This window comes from Streptomyces flavusporus, from assembly GCF_046267975.1.
Lineage (GTDB): Bacteria > Actinomycetota > Actinomycetes > Streptomycetales > Streptomycetaceae > Streptomyces > Streptomyces flavusporus.
This window is the reverse complement of record NZ_CP176503.1, coordinates 9,439,861-9,455,446: the sequence shown is the minus strand read 5'-3', so window position 1 is coordinate 9,455,446 and position 15,586 is coordinate 9,439,861. Positions and strand designations below refer to the sequence as shown.

The window sequence follows — 15,586 nt, the reverse complement described above, 5'->3', positions numbered from 1 at the left end:
CTCCTCGCCCTAGCGGGCCGACCCCCGAACACGAAGCGTGAGCGCTGATCGCTTCTGAGTCACCCTTAACAGTGCGGCCGCTAGTCCATTCGTGCAACACGAGCACAACACACCGAGGTTGTTGAAGCTCTAACAAGACGCTGGGTCGCCGTGCATGCACTATGAGTGAAGGCCTCGATCGCCGCAACGGATCCGTGTCGCCGTGCGCACGGCCGCCGGCCCGACCGTCGGGAACGTGCCCATCGAGCGCCCGGAAGGTGACACGGCGCCATGATGCTGCTACCCGCCAGAGCCGAAGTCGCCCGGCAGCTGCGGCGGTACCGGGCCTGGGAGCGCGTGATGCTCGCGGCCCCCGCCGACCGCACGGTGCGGGCCACCTTCGAGGACTCGGGTTACACCCTCTGCGTACTGATGGGAAAGCGCTGCGCGCGCGAGGCGGCCGAGGCGGCCGAGCGCTATCTGCGCACCAGCCAGGCCACCTACCTGCTGGAGCAGCACGGCCGTCCGCGCCCGACCCGAGTCCACCGGCGGGGACCCCCGTCGGGTCGGCGTTCCCGGGCAAGGCGGTAGTCCCCTTTCCGGTGCAGGATCCCGAGCCGGGCCCCAGGGGCCCGGCTATGAGTACGACGGAGGTGAGACCCATGAGTACGACCGCGGCCATCGGCCGCATCCCGGTACGGGACGTCCACCCGGCGGTGGACGGCGGCAGGCGCCCGGCGAAGGCAGTGCCTGGAGAGACGTTCCAGGTCACCGCCACCGTGTTCCGCGAGGGGCACGACGCGGTCGCCGCCAACGTCGTCCTGCGGGATCCGCAGGGCCGCCCCGGCCCGTGGACGCCGATGCGTGAACTCGCCCCCGGCACCGACCGCTGGGGGGCCGAGGTCACCCCGGACACCGAGGGCCGCTGGACGTACACCGTGGAGGCCTGGAGCGATCCGCTCACCACCTGGCGCCGGACCGCCCGGATCAAGGTCCCGGCCGGAATCGACACCGGCCTGGTCCTCGAGGAGGGCGCGAACCTGTACGAGCGGGCCGCCGACGACGTGCCCGAGCGGACGGCACGCACGGTGCTGCTGGACGCGGCAAGGGCCCTGCGGGACGATTCGCTTCCGGTCGCGACGCGCCTTGCGGCGGCGTTGACGCCGGAGGTGGACGGTGTGCTGGCGCGGTATCCGCTACGGGAGTTGGTGACGGCCTGCGAGCCGCTGCCGCTGCTGGTGGAGCGGGAGCGGGCGCTGTTCGGGTCGTGGTACGAGTTCTTCCCGCGCTCCGAGGGCACGGCGGAGCGGGCGCACGGCACGTTCCGCACGGCCGCGCGCCGGCTGCCGGTGATCGCCGGGATGGGTTTCGACGTGGTGTACCTGCCGCCGATCCACCCGATCGGCAGCACCTTCCGCAAGGGCCGCAACAACACCCTGTCCCCCGCCCCCGAGGACGTGGGGGTGCCGTGGGCGATCGGCTCGCCGGAGGGCGGGCACGACGCCGTGCACCCGCAGCTGGGCACGATCGAAGACTTCGACTGGTTCGTGGCCCAGGCGCGGGCGCACGGTCTGGAGGTGGCGCTGGACTTCGCGTTGCAGTGTTCGCCGGATCATCCGTGGGTGGACAAGCACCCGGAGTGGTTCCGTCACCGCCCCGACGGGTCGATCGCGTATGCGGAGAACCCGCCGAAGAAGTACCAGGACATCTATCCGATCGCGTTCGACCGGGACATGGACGGCCTGGTCGCGGAGACGGTGCGGGTGCTGCGGCACTGGATGGCGCACGGGGTGCGGATCTTCCGGGTGGACAATCCGCACACCAAGCCGGTGGTGTTCTGGGAGCGGGTGATCGCGGACGTCAACCGCACGGACCCGGATGTGGTCTTCCTGGCGGAGGCGTTCACCCGGCCGGCGATGATGCACACCCTGGCGCAGATCGGGTTCCAGCAGTCGTACACGTACTTCACCTGGCGCACCACCAAGCAGGAGCTGACGGAGTATCTGACGGAGCTGTCGGGTGAGGCGGCGGCCTACATGCGGCCGAACTTCTTCGTCAACACGCCCGACATCCTGCACGCCTACCTGCAGCACGGCGGCCGCCCGGCGTTCGAGGTCCGCGCGGTCCTCGCCGCGACCCTGTCGCCCACGTGGGGGGTGTACTCGGGCTACGAGCTGTGCGAGAACACGCCGCTGCGCGAGGGCAGCGAGGAGTACCTGGACTCGGAGAAGTACCAGCTCAAGCCCCGCGACTGGGACGCCGCCGAACGCGAGGGACGCACCATCACCCCCCTCATCACCAAGCTCAACACCATCCGCAGGGAGCACCCCGCACTCCGCCGGCTCAGGAACCTCCGCTTCCACCGGACCGACAACGACGCACTCATCGCGTACAGCAAACGCACGGGCACCGACATCGTTCTGGTGGTCGCGAACCTCGACCCCCACCACACCCAGGAGGCCACGGTCTCGTTGGACATGCCGCAACTCGGCCTGGACTGGCACGAGTCGGTGCCGGTGCGCGACGAGCTCACCGGCGAGACCTATCACTGGGGCAGCGCCAACTATGTGCGCCTGGAACCCGGCAGGGCCCCGGCCCACGTGTTCCACGTCCAGCGGTCGCCCGCCGCGCCGCAGAACGGAGGGCCAGCAGCGTCATGACTGTCAACGAGCCCGTCCCGGACACCTTCGAGGACACGCCCGCCAAGGACCGTGACCCGGAGTGGTTCAAGCGCGCCGTCTTCTACGAGGTTCTGGTCCGCTCCTTCCAGGACAGCAACGGCGACGGCATCGGCGACCTCAAGGGCCTGACCGCCAAGCTCGACTATCTGCAGTGGCTCGGCGTGGACTGCCTGTGGCTCCCGCCGTTCTTCAAGTCGCCGCTGCGCGACGGCGGTTACGACGTCTCCGACTACACCGCCGTGCTGCCGGACTTCGGTGACCTGGCCGACTTCGTGGAGTTCGTCGACGCCGCCCACCAGCGCGGTATGCGCGTCATCATCGACTTCGTCATGAACCACACCAGCGACCAGCACCCGTGGTTCCAGGAGTCCCGCAAGGACCCCGACGGCCCCTACGGGGACTACTACATGTGGGCCGACGACGACAAGCAGTACCAGGACGCCCGCATCATCTTCGTCGACACCGAGTCCTCGAACTGGACGTACGACCCGGTCCGCGGCCAGTACTTCTTCCACCGGTTCTTCTCCCACCAGCCGGACCTCAACTACGAGAACCCGGCCGTACAGGAGGAGATCCTGGCCGCTCTCCGCTTCTGGCTGGACCTGGGCATCGACGGCTACCGGCTGGACGCCGTGCCCTACCTGTACGCCGAGGAGGGAACCAACTGCGAGAACCTGCCGGCCACCCACGAGTTCCTCAGACGGGTCCGCCGCGAGATCGACGCGCTGTACCCGGACACGGTCCTGCTGGCGGAGGCCAACCAGTGGCCCGAGGACGTGGTCGACTACTTCGGCGACTTCCGCGCCGGCGGCGACGAATGCCATATGGCGTTCCACTTCCCGGTCATGCCGCGGATCTTCATGGCCGTCCGCCGGGAGTCCCGCTATCCGGTCTCGGAAATCCTGGCCAAGACCCCGGCCATCCCGTCCGGCTGTCAGTGGGGCATCTTCCTGCGCAACCACGACGAGCTCACGCTCGAGATGGTCACCGACGAAGAGCGCGACTACATGTACGCGGAGTACGCCAAGGACCCGCGTATGCGCGCCAACATCGGCATCCGCCGCCGACTCGCCCCCCTGCTGGACAACGACCGCCACACGATCGAGCTGTTCGCCGCCCTGCTGCTGTCGCTGCCCGGCTCGCCGATCCTGTACTACGGCGACGAGATCGGCATGGGCGACAACATCTGGCTCGGCGACCGCGACGCGGTACGCACCCCGATGCAGTGGACCCCGGACCGCAACGCGGGCTTCTCCACCTGCGATCCGGGCCGCCTCTACCTGCCCACGATCATGGATCCGGTCTACGGCTACCAGGTCACCAACGTCGAGGCGTCCATGGCGTCGCCGTCGTCGCTGCTGCACTGGACCCGCCGGATGATCGAGATCCGCAAGCAGAACCCCGCCTTCGGTCTCGGCTCGTACACCGAACTCCAGTCTTCCAACCCGGCCGTACTGGCGTTCCTGCGGGAGTACGAGGACGACCTGGTGCTGTGTGTGAGCAACTTCGCCCGTTTCGCCCAGCCGACCGAGCTGGACCTGCGCGAGTTCAGCGGCCGCCATCCGGTCGAGCTGTTCGGCGGGGTCCGTTTCCCCGCCATCGGCGAACTGCCGTACCTGCTGACCCTGGGGGGCCACGGCTTCTACTGGTTCCGGCTCGTCCGCGTCGCATCTCGCATCGCCAGACGGCTGTGAGAGTGCGCCGACGAAAGGAGGCGTCACCATGACGAAGACCGCAACTCTCCGCCCCAGCAGGTATGAGCTCACGCAGTCCATGGCCTCGCTGGACGGGCTGCTGCGCGAATGGCTGCCCCGGCAGCGCTGGTTCGCCGGCAAGGACCGGCCCGTCACCGACCTGCGCCTGCTGTCGCTGACGGAGCTGTTCCCGGGCTGTCTGCATCTTCTGGTGCACGCCGGTCACACGGGCGGCCACGCCGGTCTCGCGGGGGTGCCCGCCCCCGGCGGCACTCCCCCGCCCGGCGACTGCTACCAGCTGCTCCTCGGGATCCGCGAGCACGCCTCACCACGCCTCGGCCGGGCCCTGATCGGCCGCGTCCACCAGGGCCCGCTGGCCGACATGACGGTCTACGACGCCCTGCAGGACCCCCGGACGGCGCAGCTGCTCCTGGAGCGGCTGCGGCACCCCGGCACGGCGGGGCCCCTGCGCTTCGAGGCCGACCCGGCCAAGGCGGTCCCGGCCGGTCTGGTGCCCCGCGTGCTGGACGCCGAACAGTCGAACTCCTCACTGGTGTACGGCGACGAGTTCATTCTGAAGGTCTTCCGGCGCATCCAACCCGGCGTCAACCCCGACCTGGAGGTGCCGGGCGCGCTGGCCGGGCAGGGCTGCGACCGGGTCCCGGCTCCCGTGGCCTGGTTCCGGACGACCCAGCCGCAGAAGGCGACACTCGGCGTGCTGCAGCCCTTCCTGCGGGACGCCTCCGACGGCTGGACGCTGGCCCTGCACGCGCTCGGCACCGGCGACGACTTCACCTCCCAGGCCCGTGAGCTGGGCCGGGCCACCGCGGAGGTGCACCTCGCGCTGGCCGTGGCCTTCCCGTCCGGCGGGCGCTGCGAGAACGGCCGTACGGCGGCCGCGATGACCGACCGGCTGGACGACGCGGCGCACAGCGTGCCGGGGCTGCGGCCGTTCGTGCCCGGGCTGCGGTCCGCGTTCAGCGCCCTGCTGACCTGCGATCCGGGGCCGCCCGCCCAGCGGATCCACGGCGATCTGCACCTGGGGCAGGTGTTGCGGGCGGGCCGTGAGTGGTTCGTCATCGACTTCGAGGGCGAACCGTCCCGCCCGCTCGCCGAGCGGCGCAGCGCCCAGTCGCCCGTCCGGGACATCGCGGGGATGCTGCGTTCCTTCGACTACGCGGCCCGCCAGCGCCGCCCGTGGCGTCCGCGGTGGGCGCGCCGGTGCCGGGAGGCCTACTGCGCGGGCTATGCCGCCCGGGCCGGCTGGGACCCGCGAAAGAAGCACGGCCTGCTCCGGGCCTACGAGACCGACCGGGCCGTTTACGAGGTGCTCTACGAAGCCAGGCACCGTCCGGACTGGCTCCCCGTACCGATGGCGGCGATCGAACGACTCGCCGTGAGAGGAGACTGAAGCCGTGGCGCTGCGCGACATCTCAATCCCGGAGCCCTCGGGCCCGCTCCCGCCCGCACGGAAGGCGGGCGGGAGCGCCCCGCCCCTGGACCCGGCCGACCGGGAGCGCCTGCTGGCCGGCTCCCACCACGACCCGCACGCCCTGCTCGGCGCGCACCCCGTCCCCGGCGGGATCGCCGTGCGGGCGCTGCGGCCGTTCGCCCGCGCGGTGAGCGTGCTGGTCGACGGCAAGCGCATCGGCCTCGTCTCGGAGGGTGACGGCCTGTTCTCCGGCGTACTGCCGACAAAGACGATCCCCGACTACACGCTTCTGGTGGCGTACGAGGACGCGGAGCACGAGGTCCATGACCCGTACCGCTTCCTGCCCGCCCTGGGCGAGCTCGATCTGCATCTGATCAGGGAGGGCCGGCACGAGCAGCTGTGGCAGGCGCTCGGCGCCGAGCCGATGACCCACCAGGGCGTCACCGGCACCCGCTTCACCGTGTGGGCGCCCAACGCCCGCGGCGTCCGCGTCACCGGGGACTTCTGCTGCTGGGACGGGACGGCGTTCCCGATGCGGTCGATGGGCGCGTCGGGTGTGTGGGAGCTGTTCCTGCCGGGCATCGGCGAGGGAAGCCGCTACAAGTTCGAGATCACGTCCCAGTACGGCGGCCGGTTCCTGAAGGCCGACCCGATGGCGCGCCGCACCGAGGTGCCGCCCGCGACGGCGTCCGTCGTGACGGCCTCGCACTACGAGTGGGGCGACCAGGAGTGGCTGTCCCACCGCGCGGACACCCCGGTCCACGAGGCGCCGTTCTCCGTCTACGAGGTCCACCTCCCGTCCTGGCGGCCGGGACTGACGTACCGTGAACTCGCCGAGCAGCTGCCGCCGTACGTCAAGGACCTCGGCTTCACGCACGTCGAGCTGATGCCGGTCGCCGAGCACCCCTTCGGCGGCTCCTGGGGCTACCAGGTCACCTCGTACTACGCGCCGACCGCGCGGCTCGGCAGCCCGGACGACTTCCGGTTCTTCGTCGACTCCCTGCACCGGGCGGGCATCGGCGTGATCATGGACTGGGTTCCGGCGCACTTCCCGAAGGACGACTGGGCGCTGGCCCGGTTCGACGGGGATCCGCTGTACGAGCCGGGGAACGCGCAGCGGGCCGAGCATCCGGACTGGGGGACGTACGAGTTCGACTTCGGGCGGACCGAGGTGCGCAACTTCCTGGTCGCCAACGCCGTGTACTGGTGCGAGGAGTTCCACATCGACGGTCTGCGCGTGGACGCGGTGGCGTCGATGCTGTACCTCGACTACTCGCGCGAGCCCGGCCAGTGGACGCCGAACGCCTTCGGCGGGCGGGAGGACCTGGACGCGATGGCGTTCCTGCAGGAGATGAACGCGACCGTGTACCGGCGGGCGCCGGGCGTGGTGACGATCGCGGAGGAGTCCACCGCCTGGGGCGGGGTGACCCGGCCGACCGACAGCGGCGGACTGGGCTTCGGGCTGAAGTGGAACATGGGCTGGATGCACGACTCGCTGGAGTACATGAGCAAGGAGCCGATCCACCGCAAGTACCACCACCACGAGATGACCTTCTCGATGATCTACGCCTACAGCGAGAACTACGTGCTGCCCATCTCGCACGACGAGGTCGTCCACGGCAAGCAGGCCCTGGTGTCGAAGATGCCCGGCGACTGGTGGCAGCGGCGCGCCAACCACCGCGCGTATCTGGGCTTCATGTGGGCCCATCCGGGCAAGCAACTGCTCTTCATGGGCCAGGAGTTCGCCCAGGGCGGGGAATGGTCCGAGGCGCACGGCCCGGAGTGGTGGCTCCTCGACCCGGACTACTGCGCCGCGGGTGATCACCGCGGGATCCAGGACCTGGTCCGCGACCTCAACGCGCACTACCTGCGTATCCCGGCCCTCTGGCAGCGCGACACCGACCCGGCCGGTTTCCAGTGGGTGGAGTGCGAGGCGGCCGACGACAACGTCTTCGCGTTCCTGCGGTACGACGCCGCGGGCACGCCCCTGCTGGCGGTGTCGAACTTCTCCCCGGTCGTCCGCCACGACCACCGTCTCGGCGTCCCCGGCGACATCCCCGCCTGGCAGGAGATCCTCAACACCGACGCCGCCCGCTACGGCGGCAGCGACATCACCCGGCCCGACCCGGTCAAGGCGGAGGCGGAGGGCTCGCACGGCCGTCCGGCGAGCATCCGGCTGACCCTGCCGCCGCTGGCCACGGTCTGGCTGCGGCCGTCCTGACGGGGCGGTTTCCGGGCTACAGGTGTCCGGGCGGCCTTCCGGGGCAGTCGGGGGACGTACGACGGGATGTCCCCCGTGGTCGTAGAGGGTCGTCGAAGGGCCGCTTGACGTGCGCACGGTCGGAGTGGAGGAGGAGCTCCTCCTGGTGGACCCGGAGACCGGAGAGGCGCGGGCCCGGTCCGGCGCGGTGCTCGCCCGGGTCGCTCAGGACGACGTGGACCAGGACGTGTTCGAGAAGGAACTCCATGAGCAGATGCTGGAGTTCGCCACACACCCGCAGTCGGACATGGGCGACCTGGGCGCGGAGATCGTCCGCTGCCGCAAGGAGGCAGCCCGGCATGCCGGGAAGATCGGGTGCGCGGTCGCGGCGCTCGCCACGTCGCCGCTGCCGGTCAGCCCCGCCGTCGGTATCCACCGCCGCTACCAGTGGATGGAGGAGCAGTACGGGATCGCCACCCAGGAACAGCTTGTGCTCGGCTGCCACGTCCATGTCTGCGTCGAGTCCGACGAGGAGGGCGTCGCCGTCGTCGACCGGGTGCGGCCCTGGCTCGCGGTGCTGTCGGCGCTGAGCGCCAACTCCCCCTTCTGGCAGGGCAAGGACACCAGCTACAGCAGTTATCGCAGCCGGGTCTGGCAGCGCTGGCCGTCGGCCGGACCGACGGAGATCTTCGGCTCGGCACAGCGGTATCACCAGCGGGTCGCGGACATGCTGGCCACCGGCACCATCCTCGACGAGGCGATGGCCTACTTCGACGCCCGCCTGTCCCGGAACTACCCCACGGTCGAGATCCGGGTCGCGGACGTCTGTCTGCACGCGGAGACCGCCGTCCTCGTCGCGACCCTCGCCCGAGGGCTCGTGGAGACGGCGGCGCGCGAGTGGCGGGCGGGCCGGGAACCGGCCGATCACAGCGTGAGCCTGCTGCGGCTGGCCGCCTGGCGGGCCGCCCGCTCGGGGCTGACGGAGGTGCTGCTGCACCCGGCGGTGATGCGGCCGGCGCCCGCCGAGACGGTCGTACGGGCGCTGCTGGAACACGTCGGGGAGGCGCTCGCCGACAGCGGGGACCTCGACCGGGCGCAGGAGTCCTGCGACAGGCTGCTGCGGCGCGGCAACGGCGCCCGGGTGCAGCGCGAGCTGCTGAAGCGGACGGGCAGCCTGCGGGACGTCGTCGTCGAGTGCGTACGCCACACCCAGACGTGACAGGCCCTACAGCATCAGCACCACGCCGTACGCCAGGAAGAAGGCCGCGACCAGCACGGCGAGAACGATGATCAGTGTGAGCGGGCCCTTGGCCCAGCCCTTGGTCGGGTTGTGCGTCTCCCGGGGGCCCGCGCCGGGCAGGCTGCTCTCCGCGGGTGGGGTTTCCCCTGGGGGTACGCCGCCGCCCGGTTCCAGGCCTGTCGTGCGCTCGGGCTCCGGATCGGGATTGGTGTGACTCATGCCCTCCGAGTCCCCCGAACACGCCGAGATCATCAGGACGGGTTCAGTTCTCCGTTCCTGGCACGAACCGGTCTCACCTGGGCTAGATTCGACCACCGTCGATAACAGTTCTCGTCGGCGGGGTCACAGCCCGTACACATCAGGAGCAGCGCATGCGCGACTTCGCCCTCGCTCCCCCGAGCGTTTCGCCGCTGACCGGCGGGCTCGCCGACAGCCTCTTCGAGACGGCGGCCCGCAATCCGACCCTGCCGCTGATCGCACGCCGCCCCGACGCCGCCTCCACTGTCTGGGAGGAGGTCACCGCGGTCGAACTGCGGGACGAAGTGGTCGATCTGGCCAAGGGTCTGGTCGCGTCCGGCATCTCCCCGGGCCACCGCGTGGCGATCATGGCCCGGACCCGTTACGAGTGGACGGTGCTCAGCTACGCCCTGTGGGCGGTGGGCGCGGAGGTCGTGCCGATCTATCCGACGTCGTCGCGCGAGCAGGTCGAGTGGATCCTCCGGGACGCGGGCTGTGTGGCCGTGGTGGTCGAGGACGAGCAGGGCGTGATGACGGTCGGGTCCGTGTGTGCGACGCTCGGGTCCCTGCGGCAGGTGTGGCAGCTGGACGCGGGCGCTCTGGAGGAGCTTGCCGCGCGCGGCCAGTTCATCCCGTCGGCGACGGTCGACTCGCTGCGCCGGATCGTGCTGCCGGACTCCACCGCGGTGATCGCCTACACCTCGGGCACGTCGGGCCGTCAGCTGGGCTGTGCGCTGAGCCATCGGAACCTGGCCAGTCCCTGCGACACCCTCCTCGCGGGCTGGGGCCACACGGCGGCACCCCCCGGGGAGCAGGGGCGGGTTCTCGCTTTCCTCCCCTTCTCCCATGTGTACGGCCTGATGATCCAGGGCCTGTGCGTCCGCGGGGGCCTGCTGATGGGCCTTGAACCCGATGTGAGCCCTCAGTCGCTGTCGTCGGCGCTGCGCTCGTTCCGGCCCACGTACTTCTACGCCGTACCGTCGGTCTTCGAGAAGATCTACAAGAACTTCCTTCGGACGGCCCAGCAGGCGGGCCGCGGCGCGCTGTTCGAGCGGGCCGCGGAGACCGCCCGGGACTTCGCCACGGCCACCGAGCGGCAGCGGCTGGGCCGGGGGTCGGGACCCGGTCTGGATCTACGGCTGCAGCACGCGCTGTACGAGCGGACGGTGTACCGCAGGCTGCGGGCCGCGCTGGGCGGAAGGGCGGCCCGGGGGACGTCGGGAGGCTCGCCGCTCAGCCGTGAACTGTCCCTCTTCTACGAGGGCATCGGCATGTACGTGCACGACGGGTACGGGCTGACCGAGACCGGCGCCGCGGTCACCATGCAGCCGCTGGGCCGGGAGAAGTCGGGCACCGTCGGGCAGGCGCTGCCGGGCATGGAGCTCGAGGTGGCCGCGGACGGGGAGATCCTGGTGCGCGGGCCGTCGGTGTTCCAGGGCTACGTCAACGACCCGGCCGCGACGGCGGCCGCGCTGAGGAACGGCTGGCTGGCCACCGGCGACCTCGGCCGGCTGGACTCCGAGGGCTATCTGACGATCACCGGCCGCAAGAAGGACGTCATCATCACCAGCAGCGGCAAGAGTGTCGCGCCGACGGCGCTGGAGCAGCGGCTGCGGATGCATCCGCTCATCCACCAGGCGGTCGTCGTGGGCGACAACCGTCCGTGCGTGGGGGCCCTGATCACCCTGGACCCGGAGTTCCTCGTGCACTGGCGGGCGGGTCTGATCATGCAGGGCGACACGCCGTTGCGGGAGGCCCGGGAGGAGAACGCGCTGCGCGAGGAGGTCGCGCGGGCGGTCGCCGCGGCGAACAGCACGGTGTCGCGCTCGGAGTCCATCCGGGTGTTCCGCGTGCTGCCGGAGCCGTTCGACGTGGCGAACGGGCTGCTGACACCCTCGATGAAGCTGCGCAGGGATGCGATCGTGCAGCGCTACGCGGTGGAGATCGACGCGATGTACCAGGCGCGCTCGCGACCGCCCCGGCTGGGCGCGGCGGACGATCTGTCGGGCTTGGACGGCTTGGACGGCTTGGACGGCTTGGACGACTCGGACAACGTCTTCCGATGAGCTCGCCGACCGGCCCGCCGTCGGACGCGTAGGGTCGGCGTCCCCCGGGAACCCGCAGAACTGGGGGCGCAGGAGACACGGGGACAGCCCTGGAACAGGAAGGGCTGGAAAGGCGACATGGCAACCGAGCCGCGTTGGGACGACACACTGGCTGCCCAGGGCATCCCGAGCCGCACGACGGGCTTCGCGGGTGGGCCGCACGACGTCACGGGTGCGCGCCTGGCCGCGGAGAGGTTCCTGAGCGACCTCGCGCGCGTCGTGCCGCCGTCCTCCCGCGAACAGTGGGACGACGTCCTGCTGGTGGTCACCGAGCTGGCCGCCAACGCGGTCCAGTACGCCCCGGGTCCGTTCCAGTTGCGGATGCGCCGCACCTACGACGGAGTGCATGTCACCCTGCACGACACCAGCACCACGCGGCCCGCTCCGCGTCCGTTCCGTCCGAGCCAGGGCGGCGGAGGCATCGGCTGGCATCTGATCCACGCGCTGTGCGACCAGGTCAGTGTGGTGACCGCCGACCAGGGCAAGGATGTGCACGCGTTCCTGCCCTGGTGAGCGTCCGCCCGGCGCGATTCACGGTCCGAACGGGCATGCTGGTCTCCAGCCGTTCGTCTGCCTGCCGCGCCCGACTGGCGCAGCGGCTGAGGGCACGGTGGGATCGATGAGGTGTGAAGCCACGATCCAGGGCACGCGCATGGCGTCGAGGCAGACCGCCCCGGAACCGCGGAAGGGATGGACATCGTGACACGACCCAGGATCCTGGTGGTGGGCGCGGGCTTCGCGGGAGTGGAGTGCGTACGGCGCCTGGAACGCCGACTCTCACCCGACGAGGCCGCCGTCACCCTGGTGACACCGTTCGCCTACCAGCTCTATCTGCCGTTGCTGCCCCAGGTCGCCTCCGGTGTGCTGACCCCCCAGTCCATCGCCCTGTCCCTGCGCCGCAGCCGTAAGTACCGCACGCGGATCATCCCGGGCGGAGCGATCGGCGTGGACCTGAAGGCCAAGGTCTGCGTCATCCGCACCGTCACGGACGAGCTCGTCGACGAGCCGTACGACTACATCGTGCTGGCTCCCGGGAGCGTCACCCGGACGTTCGACATCCCGGGGCTCGTCGACAACGCCTTCGGCATGAAGTCGCTCGCCGAGGCCGCCTACATCCGCGACCACGTCATCTCCCAGCTCGACCTCGCCGACGCCAGCCATGACCCCGCCGAGCGCGCCTCCCGGCTGCAGTTCGTGGTCGTCGGCGGCGGTTACGCGGGCACCGAGACGGCCGCCTGCCTGCAGCGCCTCACCCACAACGCCGTCAAGCGCTACCCCCGGCTGGATCCGCACCTGATCAAGTGGCACCTGATCGACATCGCCCCCAAGCTGATGCCCGAGCTGGGCGAGAAGCTCGGCCGCAGCGCGCAGGAAGTGCTGCGCGGGCGCGGCATCGACATCTCCCTCGGCGTCTCGATCGCCAAGGCCGGCCCCGAGGAGGTGACCTTCACCAACGGGCGGGTGGTCCCCACCCACACGCTGATCTGGACGGCGGGCGTCGTCGCGAGCCCGCTGATCGCCACGCTCGGCGCGGAGACGGTGCGCGGGCGGCTCGCCGTCACCGCCGAGATGAACCTGCCGGGACACGACGGCGTGTTCGCGCTCGGCGATGCCGCCGCGGTGCCCGACAAGGCCAAGGGCGAGGAGGGCGCGATCTGTCCGCCCACGGCCCAGCACGCCTTGCGCCAGGGCAAGAAGGTCGCCGACAACGTCATCGCGACGCTGCGGGGCGAACCGATGCAGCCGTACGTCCACAAGGACCTGGGCCTGGTCGTCGACCTCGGCGGCCGCGACGCGGTCTCCAAGCCGCTCGGCGTCGAACTGCGCGGCCTGCCCGCCCAGGCCGTCGCCCGCGGCTACCACTGGTCGGCACTGCGCACCAACGTCGCCAAGACTCGCGTCATGACCAACTGGCTGCTCAACGCGGTCGCCGGCGACGATTTCGTCCGCACCGGTCTCACGGCCCACCGGTCCGCCAAACTCAAGGACTTCGTGTACAGCGACTCGTATCTGACGCCGGAGCAGGTCCGGGCGCACATCGAGGGGAAGGACACGGCGGCGGGGTGACGGCCCGCCGCCGTTCCCTCGCGGTCGCCCGGCCGGCGACGTGTCGGGTCAGGCCGCCGCCGAGTGGTGACGGGTCCTGCGTCGGGCCCTCCTGTGCCCGAGGGCCTCGTTGCGCACGCGGGCGCAGCTTCGGCTGATCAGGCGTGAGACATGCATCTGGGAGATGCCCAGCCGGTCGGCGATACGGCTCTGCGTCATGTCCTCGAAGAAGCGCATGTAGAGGATGGCGCGCTCGCGTTCCGGCAGATTGCGCAGACTCTCCTTGGCCGACTCGCGGTCGACCACGACGTCGTACGAGCCGTCCGGCGCGCCGAGCGTGTCGGCGAGGCTGTAGCCCTCGTCGTCGGTGGAGAGTTCGGCGTCGAGCGAGAGGGTGCTGAAGCTCTCCAGCGCCTCCACTCCGGTGGAGACCTCGTCCTCGGTCAGCCCGCTGTGCGCCGCGATGTCGGCGACGGTGGGCTCGGGCGAGCCCGGGCTCTGGGCCAGTTCCCGGCGGGCGACCCGTACCTTGTTGCGCAGCTCCTGGACTCGGCGGGGCACGCGCAGGGCCCACATCCGGTCCCGGAAGTGCCGCTTGACCTCGCCGGTGATGGTGGGCACGGCGTAGCTCTCGAAGGCGCCCCGGGCCGGGTCGTAGCGGTCGATGGCCTTGACCAGCCCGAGCGCGGCCACCTGACGGAGGTCCTCGAGGGATTCGCCGCGGTCGCGGAACCGGCCGGCGATGCGGTGGGCCATGGGCAGCCATGCGCTGACGAGTTCATCGCGGACGGCATCCCGCTCGGGGCCGTCCTCCAGGGTGTGCAGTTGGGTGAAGAGGTGGGTGGTGTCGGGAGCGTCGTCATGGCACCGCCGGTGGTGCGCGGCGGAGTGGTCGGACGTGCCAGAACGGCTTGTCGACGTATCGATGGGCATGCGGAATCGCTCCTGAACGGTCTTTTCAGGGACTTCAGGGACTACCGCGGGAAGGGCGCCGATCCGGGTCCCGGAGACCCGGGAGCGCATACCGCTCCCCGCTGGTGCGCCTCCGGTCCGAAGCACGAGAATGCATCTGCCCTGCCACCGCGAGAACAAACGCCACGACGGCGAAGACCGGTCAGCCCAACGGCACCACGGCGGTGATGCGTTTGCCGCCCGAGGGCAGTCCCGCCACCCGCACGTCCCGCGCCAGCCGGCACACGATCGGCCAGCCACGGCCCCCTGACCGACGCCTCCCCTGCGCGTCGATCGGCGCCGTGACCACCGGCAGCCGGTCGCTGCGGTCACTGACGGAGACCCGCACCTCCCGCCCGTCCACATCGACAGCGACGTCGGTGACACCGCCGCCGTGCAGGATGGCGTTGGACGTCAGTTCCGACGCCACGAGCAGGGCGTCCTCGAGGGCGTCCTCGTCGCACGGGATGCCGGTGACCCGGCAGCGGCTCGCCACCGCATGCCGTACCGCCCGGCGGACATCGGCCGGACGGCACGTTGCGCTGCCTGCGGGCTCGGTCCAGTGCTGCGCGCTCACTTCTTCGCTCCCTGACTGATCGACCGGGAAGGACACCACCGAGTCGAAGAAAACGGGCTTTCGTCCGGCCGTGCCGCCCACACTGTTCGGCTCACCCCTGAGGGGCCCGCCAAACCAGCCGGAACAAGTCGCCGGAAGCCCGCGCACCCGGCCATCGAAGCGGAACACGGGGGTACGCGGAGGACATGACCGATGTCGTGGACTCAGACGAGCTGTTGCGGCGCATCCAGCGCGGCAGGGCCTGTGCGGAACAGGAGGAACGCGCGTGGCGGGCGCGCAGCGACGCCCTGGCGGCGGGCGACCCGGACGGAGCCCGGGACGCGGCCGTACGGCGGCTGGCCTACGAGGTGGTGCTCAGGGTGCTGGACGAGATCCTCACCCCCGGCAGGCACGCCGAGGTCGGCTGAGCGGGCGCCGTGCACGGGGTGATTTGCGGTCGGCGAT

General features: G+C 70.8%; 13 protein-coding genes. 10 read left to right on the top strand and 3 right to left on the bottom strand.

Annotated features, from left to right (window positions below; translation table 11 throughout):
* Positions 1-273: 273 nt before the first annotated feature.
* The 6 genes from ACKTSN_RS44580 (at position 274) to ACKTSN_RS44555 (ending at position 9,205) form a co-directional block, all read left to right on the top strand.
* The gene (locus ACKTSN_RS44580; protein WP_409475079.1) at positions 274-570 is read left to right on the top strand and encodes a DUF5133 domain-containing protein; all 297 of its coding nucleotides are present in this window, start codon (positions 274-276) and stop codon (positions 568-570) included.
* A gap of 71 nt (positions 571-641) precedes the next feature.
* The gene (locus tag ACKTSN_RS44575) at positions 642-2,639 is read left to right on the top strand and encodes an alpha-1,4-glucan--maltose-1-phosphate maltosyltransferase (protein ID WP_409474266.1); all 1,998 of its coding nucleotides are present in this window, start codon (positions 642-644) and stop codon (positions 2,637-2,639) included.
* Positions 2,636-4,354, top strand: coding sequence for a maltose alpha-D-glucosyltransferase (gene treS / locus ACKTSN_RS44570; RefSeq protein ID WP_409474265.1), 1,719 nt, complete (start codon positions 2,636-2,638; stop codon positions 4,352-4,354). Before ACKTSN_RS44575 ends, treS begins: the two co-directional genes overlap by 4 nt.
* 28 nt (positions 4,355-4,382) lie before the next feature.
* Positions 4,383-5,765, top strand: coding sequence for a maltokinase N-terminal cap-like domain-containing protein (locus ACKTSN_RS44565; protein WP_409474264.1), 1,383 nt, complete (start codon positions 4,383-4,385; stop codon positions 5,763-5,765).
* A gap of 4 nt (positions 5,766-5,769) precedes the next feature.
* The gene (gene glgB, locus ACKTSN_RS44560) at positions 5,770-8,007 is read left to right on the top strand and encodes a 1,4-alpha-glucan branching enzyme (RefSeq protein WP_409474263.1); all 2,238 of its coding nucleotides are present in this window, start codon (positions 5,770-5,772) and stop codon (positions 8,005-8,007) included.
* Positions 8,008-8,116: 109 nt separating this feature from the next.
* The gene (locus ACKTSN_RS44555) at positions 8,117-9,205 is read left to right on the top strand and encodes a glutamate--cysteine ligase 2 (RefSeq protein WP_409474262.1); all 1,089 of its coding nucleotides are present in this window, start codon (positions 8,117-8,119) and stop codon (positions 9,203-9,205) included.
* Positions 9,206-9,211: 6 nt separating this feature from the next.
* Here ACKTSN_RS44555 and ACKTSN_RS44550 read toward each other — a convergent pair whose 3' ends face one another.
* Positions 9,212-9,445 (bottom strand): DUF6480 family protein, encoded by a 234-nt coding sequence (locus ACKTSN_RS44550; protein WP_409474261.1) that lies wholly within the window; start codon positions 9,443-9,445, stop codon positions 9,212-9,214.
* 152 nt (positions 9,446-9,597) lie between these two features.
* Here ACKTSN_RS44550 and ACKTSN_RS44545 point away from each other — a divergent pair, with 152 nt between their 5' ends.
* The 3 genes from ACKTSN_RS44545 (at position 9,598) to ACKTSN_RS44535 (ending at position 13,635) form a co-directional block, all read left to right on the top strand.
* Positions 9,598-11,529 carry an AMP-dependent synthetase/ligase gene (locus ACKTSN_RS44545; RefSeq protein WP_409474260.1) on the top strand — a complete coding sequence of 644 codons (1,932 nt, stop codon included), beginning with the start codon at positions 9,598-9,600 and terminating at the stop codon, positions 11,527-11,529.
* A 117-nt stretch (positions 11,530-11,646) separates the two neighbouring features.
* On the top strand, positions 11,647-12,081 hold the full coding sequence (locus tag ACKTSN_RS44540) for an ATP-binding protein (RefSeq protein ID WP_224736644.1): 435 nt from the start codon (positions 11,647-11,649) through the stop codon (positions 12,079-12,081).
* Between the two features lie 177 nt (positions 12,082-12,258).
* On the top strand, positions 12,259-13,635 hold the full coding sequence (locus ACKTSN_RS44535; protein WP_409474259.1) for an NAD(P)/FAD-dependent oxidoreductase: 1,377 nt from the start codon (positions 12,259-12,261) through the stop codon (positions 13,633-13,635).
* Between the two features lie 48 nt (positions 13,636-13,683).
* On the opposite strand, the gene ACKTSN_RS44530 is transcribed toward ACKTSN_RS44535, so the two are convergent.
* On the bottom strand, positions 13,684-14,547 hold the full coding sequence (locus tag ACKTSN_RS44530) for a SigB/SigF/SigG family RNA polymerase sigma factor (protein WP_409474258.1): 864 nt from the start codon (positions 14,545-14,547) through the stop codon (positions 13,684-13,686).
* Positions 14,548-14,728: 181 nt separating this feature from the next.
* Positions 14,729-15,142, bottom strand: coding sequence for an ATP-binding protein (locus ACKTSN_RS44525; protein ID WP_409474257.1), 414 nt, complete (start codon positions 15,140-15,142; stop codon positions 14,729-14,731).
* 185 nt (positions 15,143-15,327) lie between these two features.
* Here ACKTSN_RS44525 and ACKTSN_RS44520 point away from each other — a divergent pair, with 185 nt between their 5' ends.
* Positions 15,328-15,549: a hypothetical protein gene (locus ACKTSN_RS44520; RefSeq protein ID WP_409474256.1), complete on the top strand. Its 222-nt coding sequence runs from the start codon at positions 15,328-15,330 to the stop codon at positions 15,547-15,549.
* The last annotated feature ends 37 nt before the right edge of the window (positions 15,550-15,586 follow it).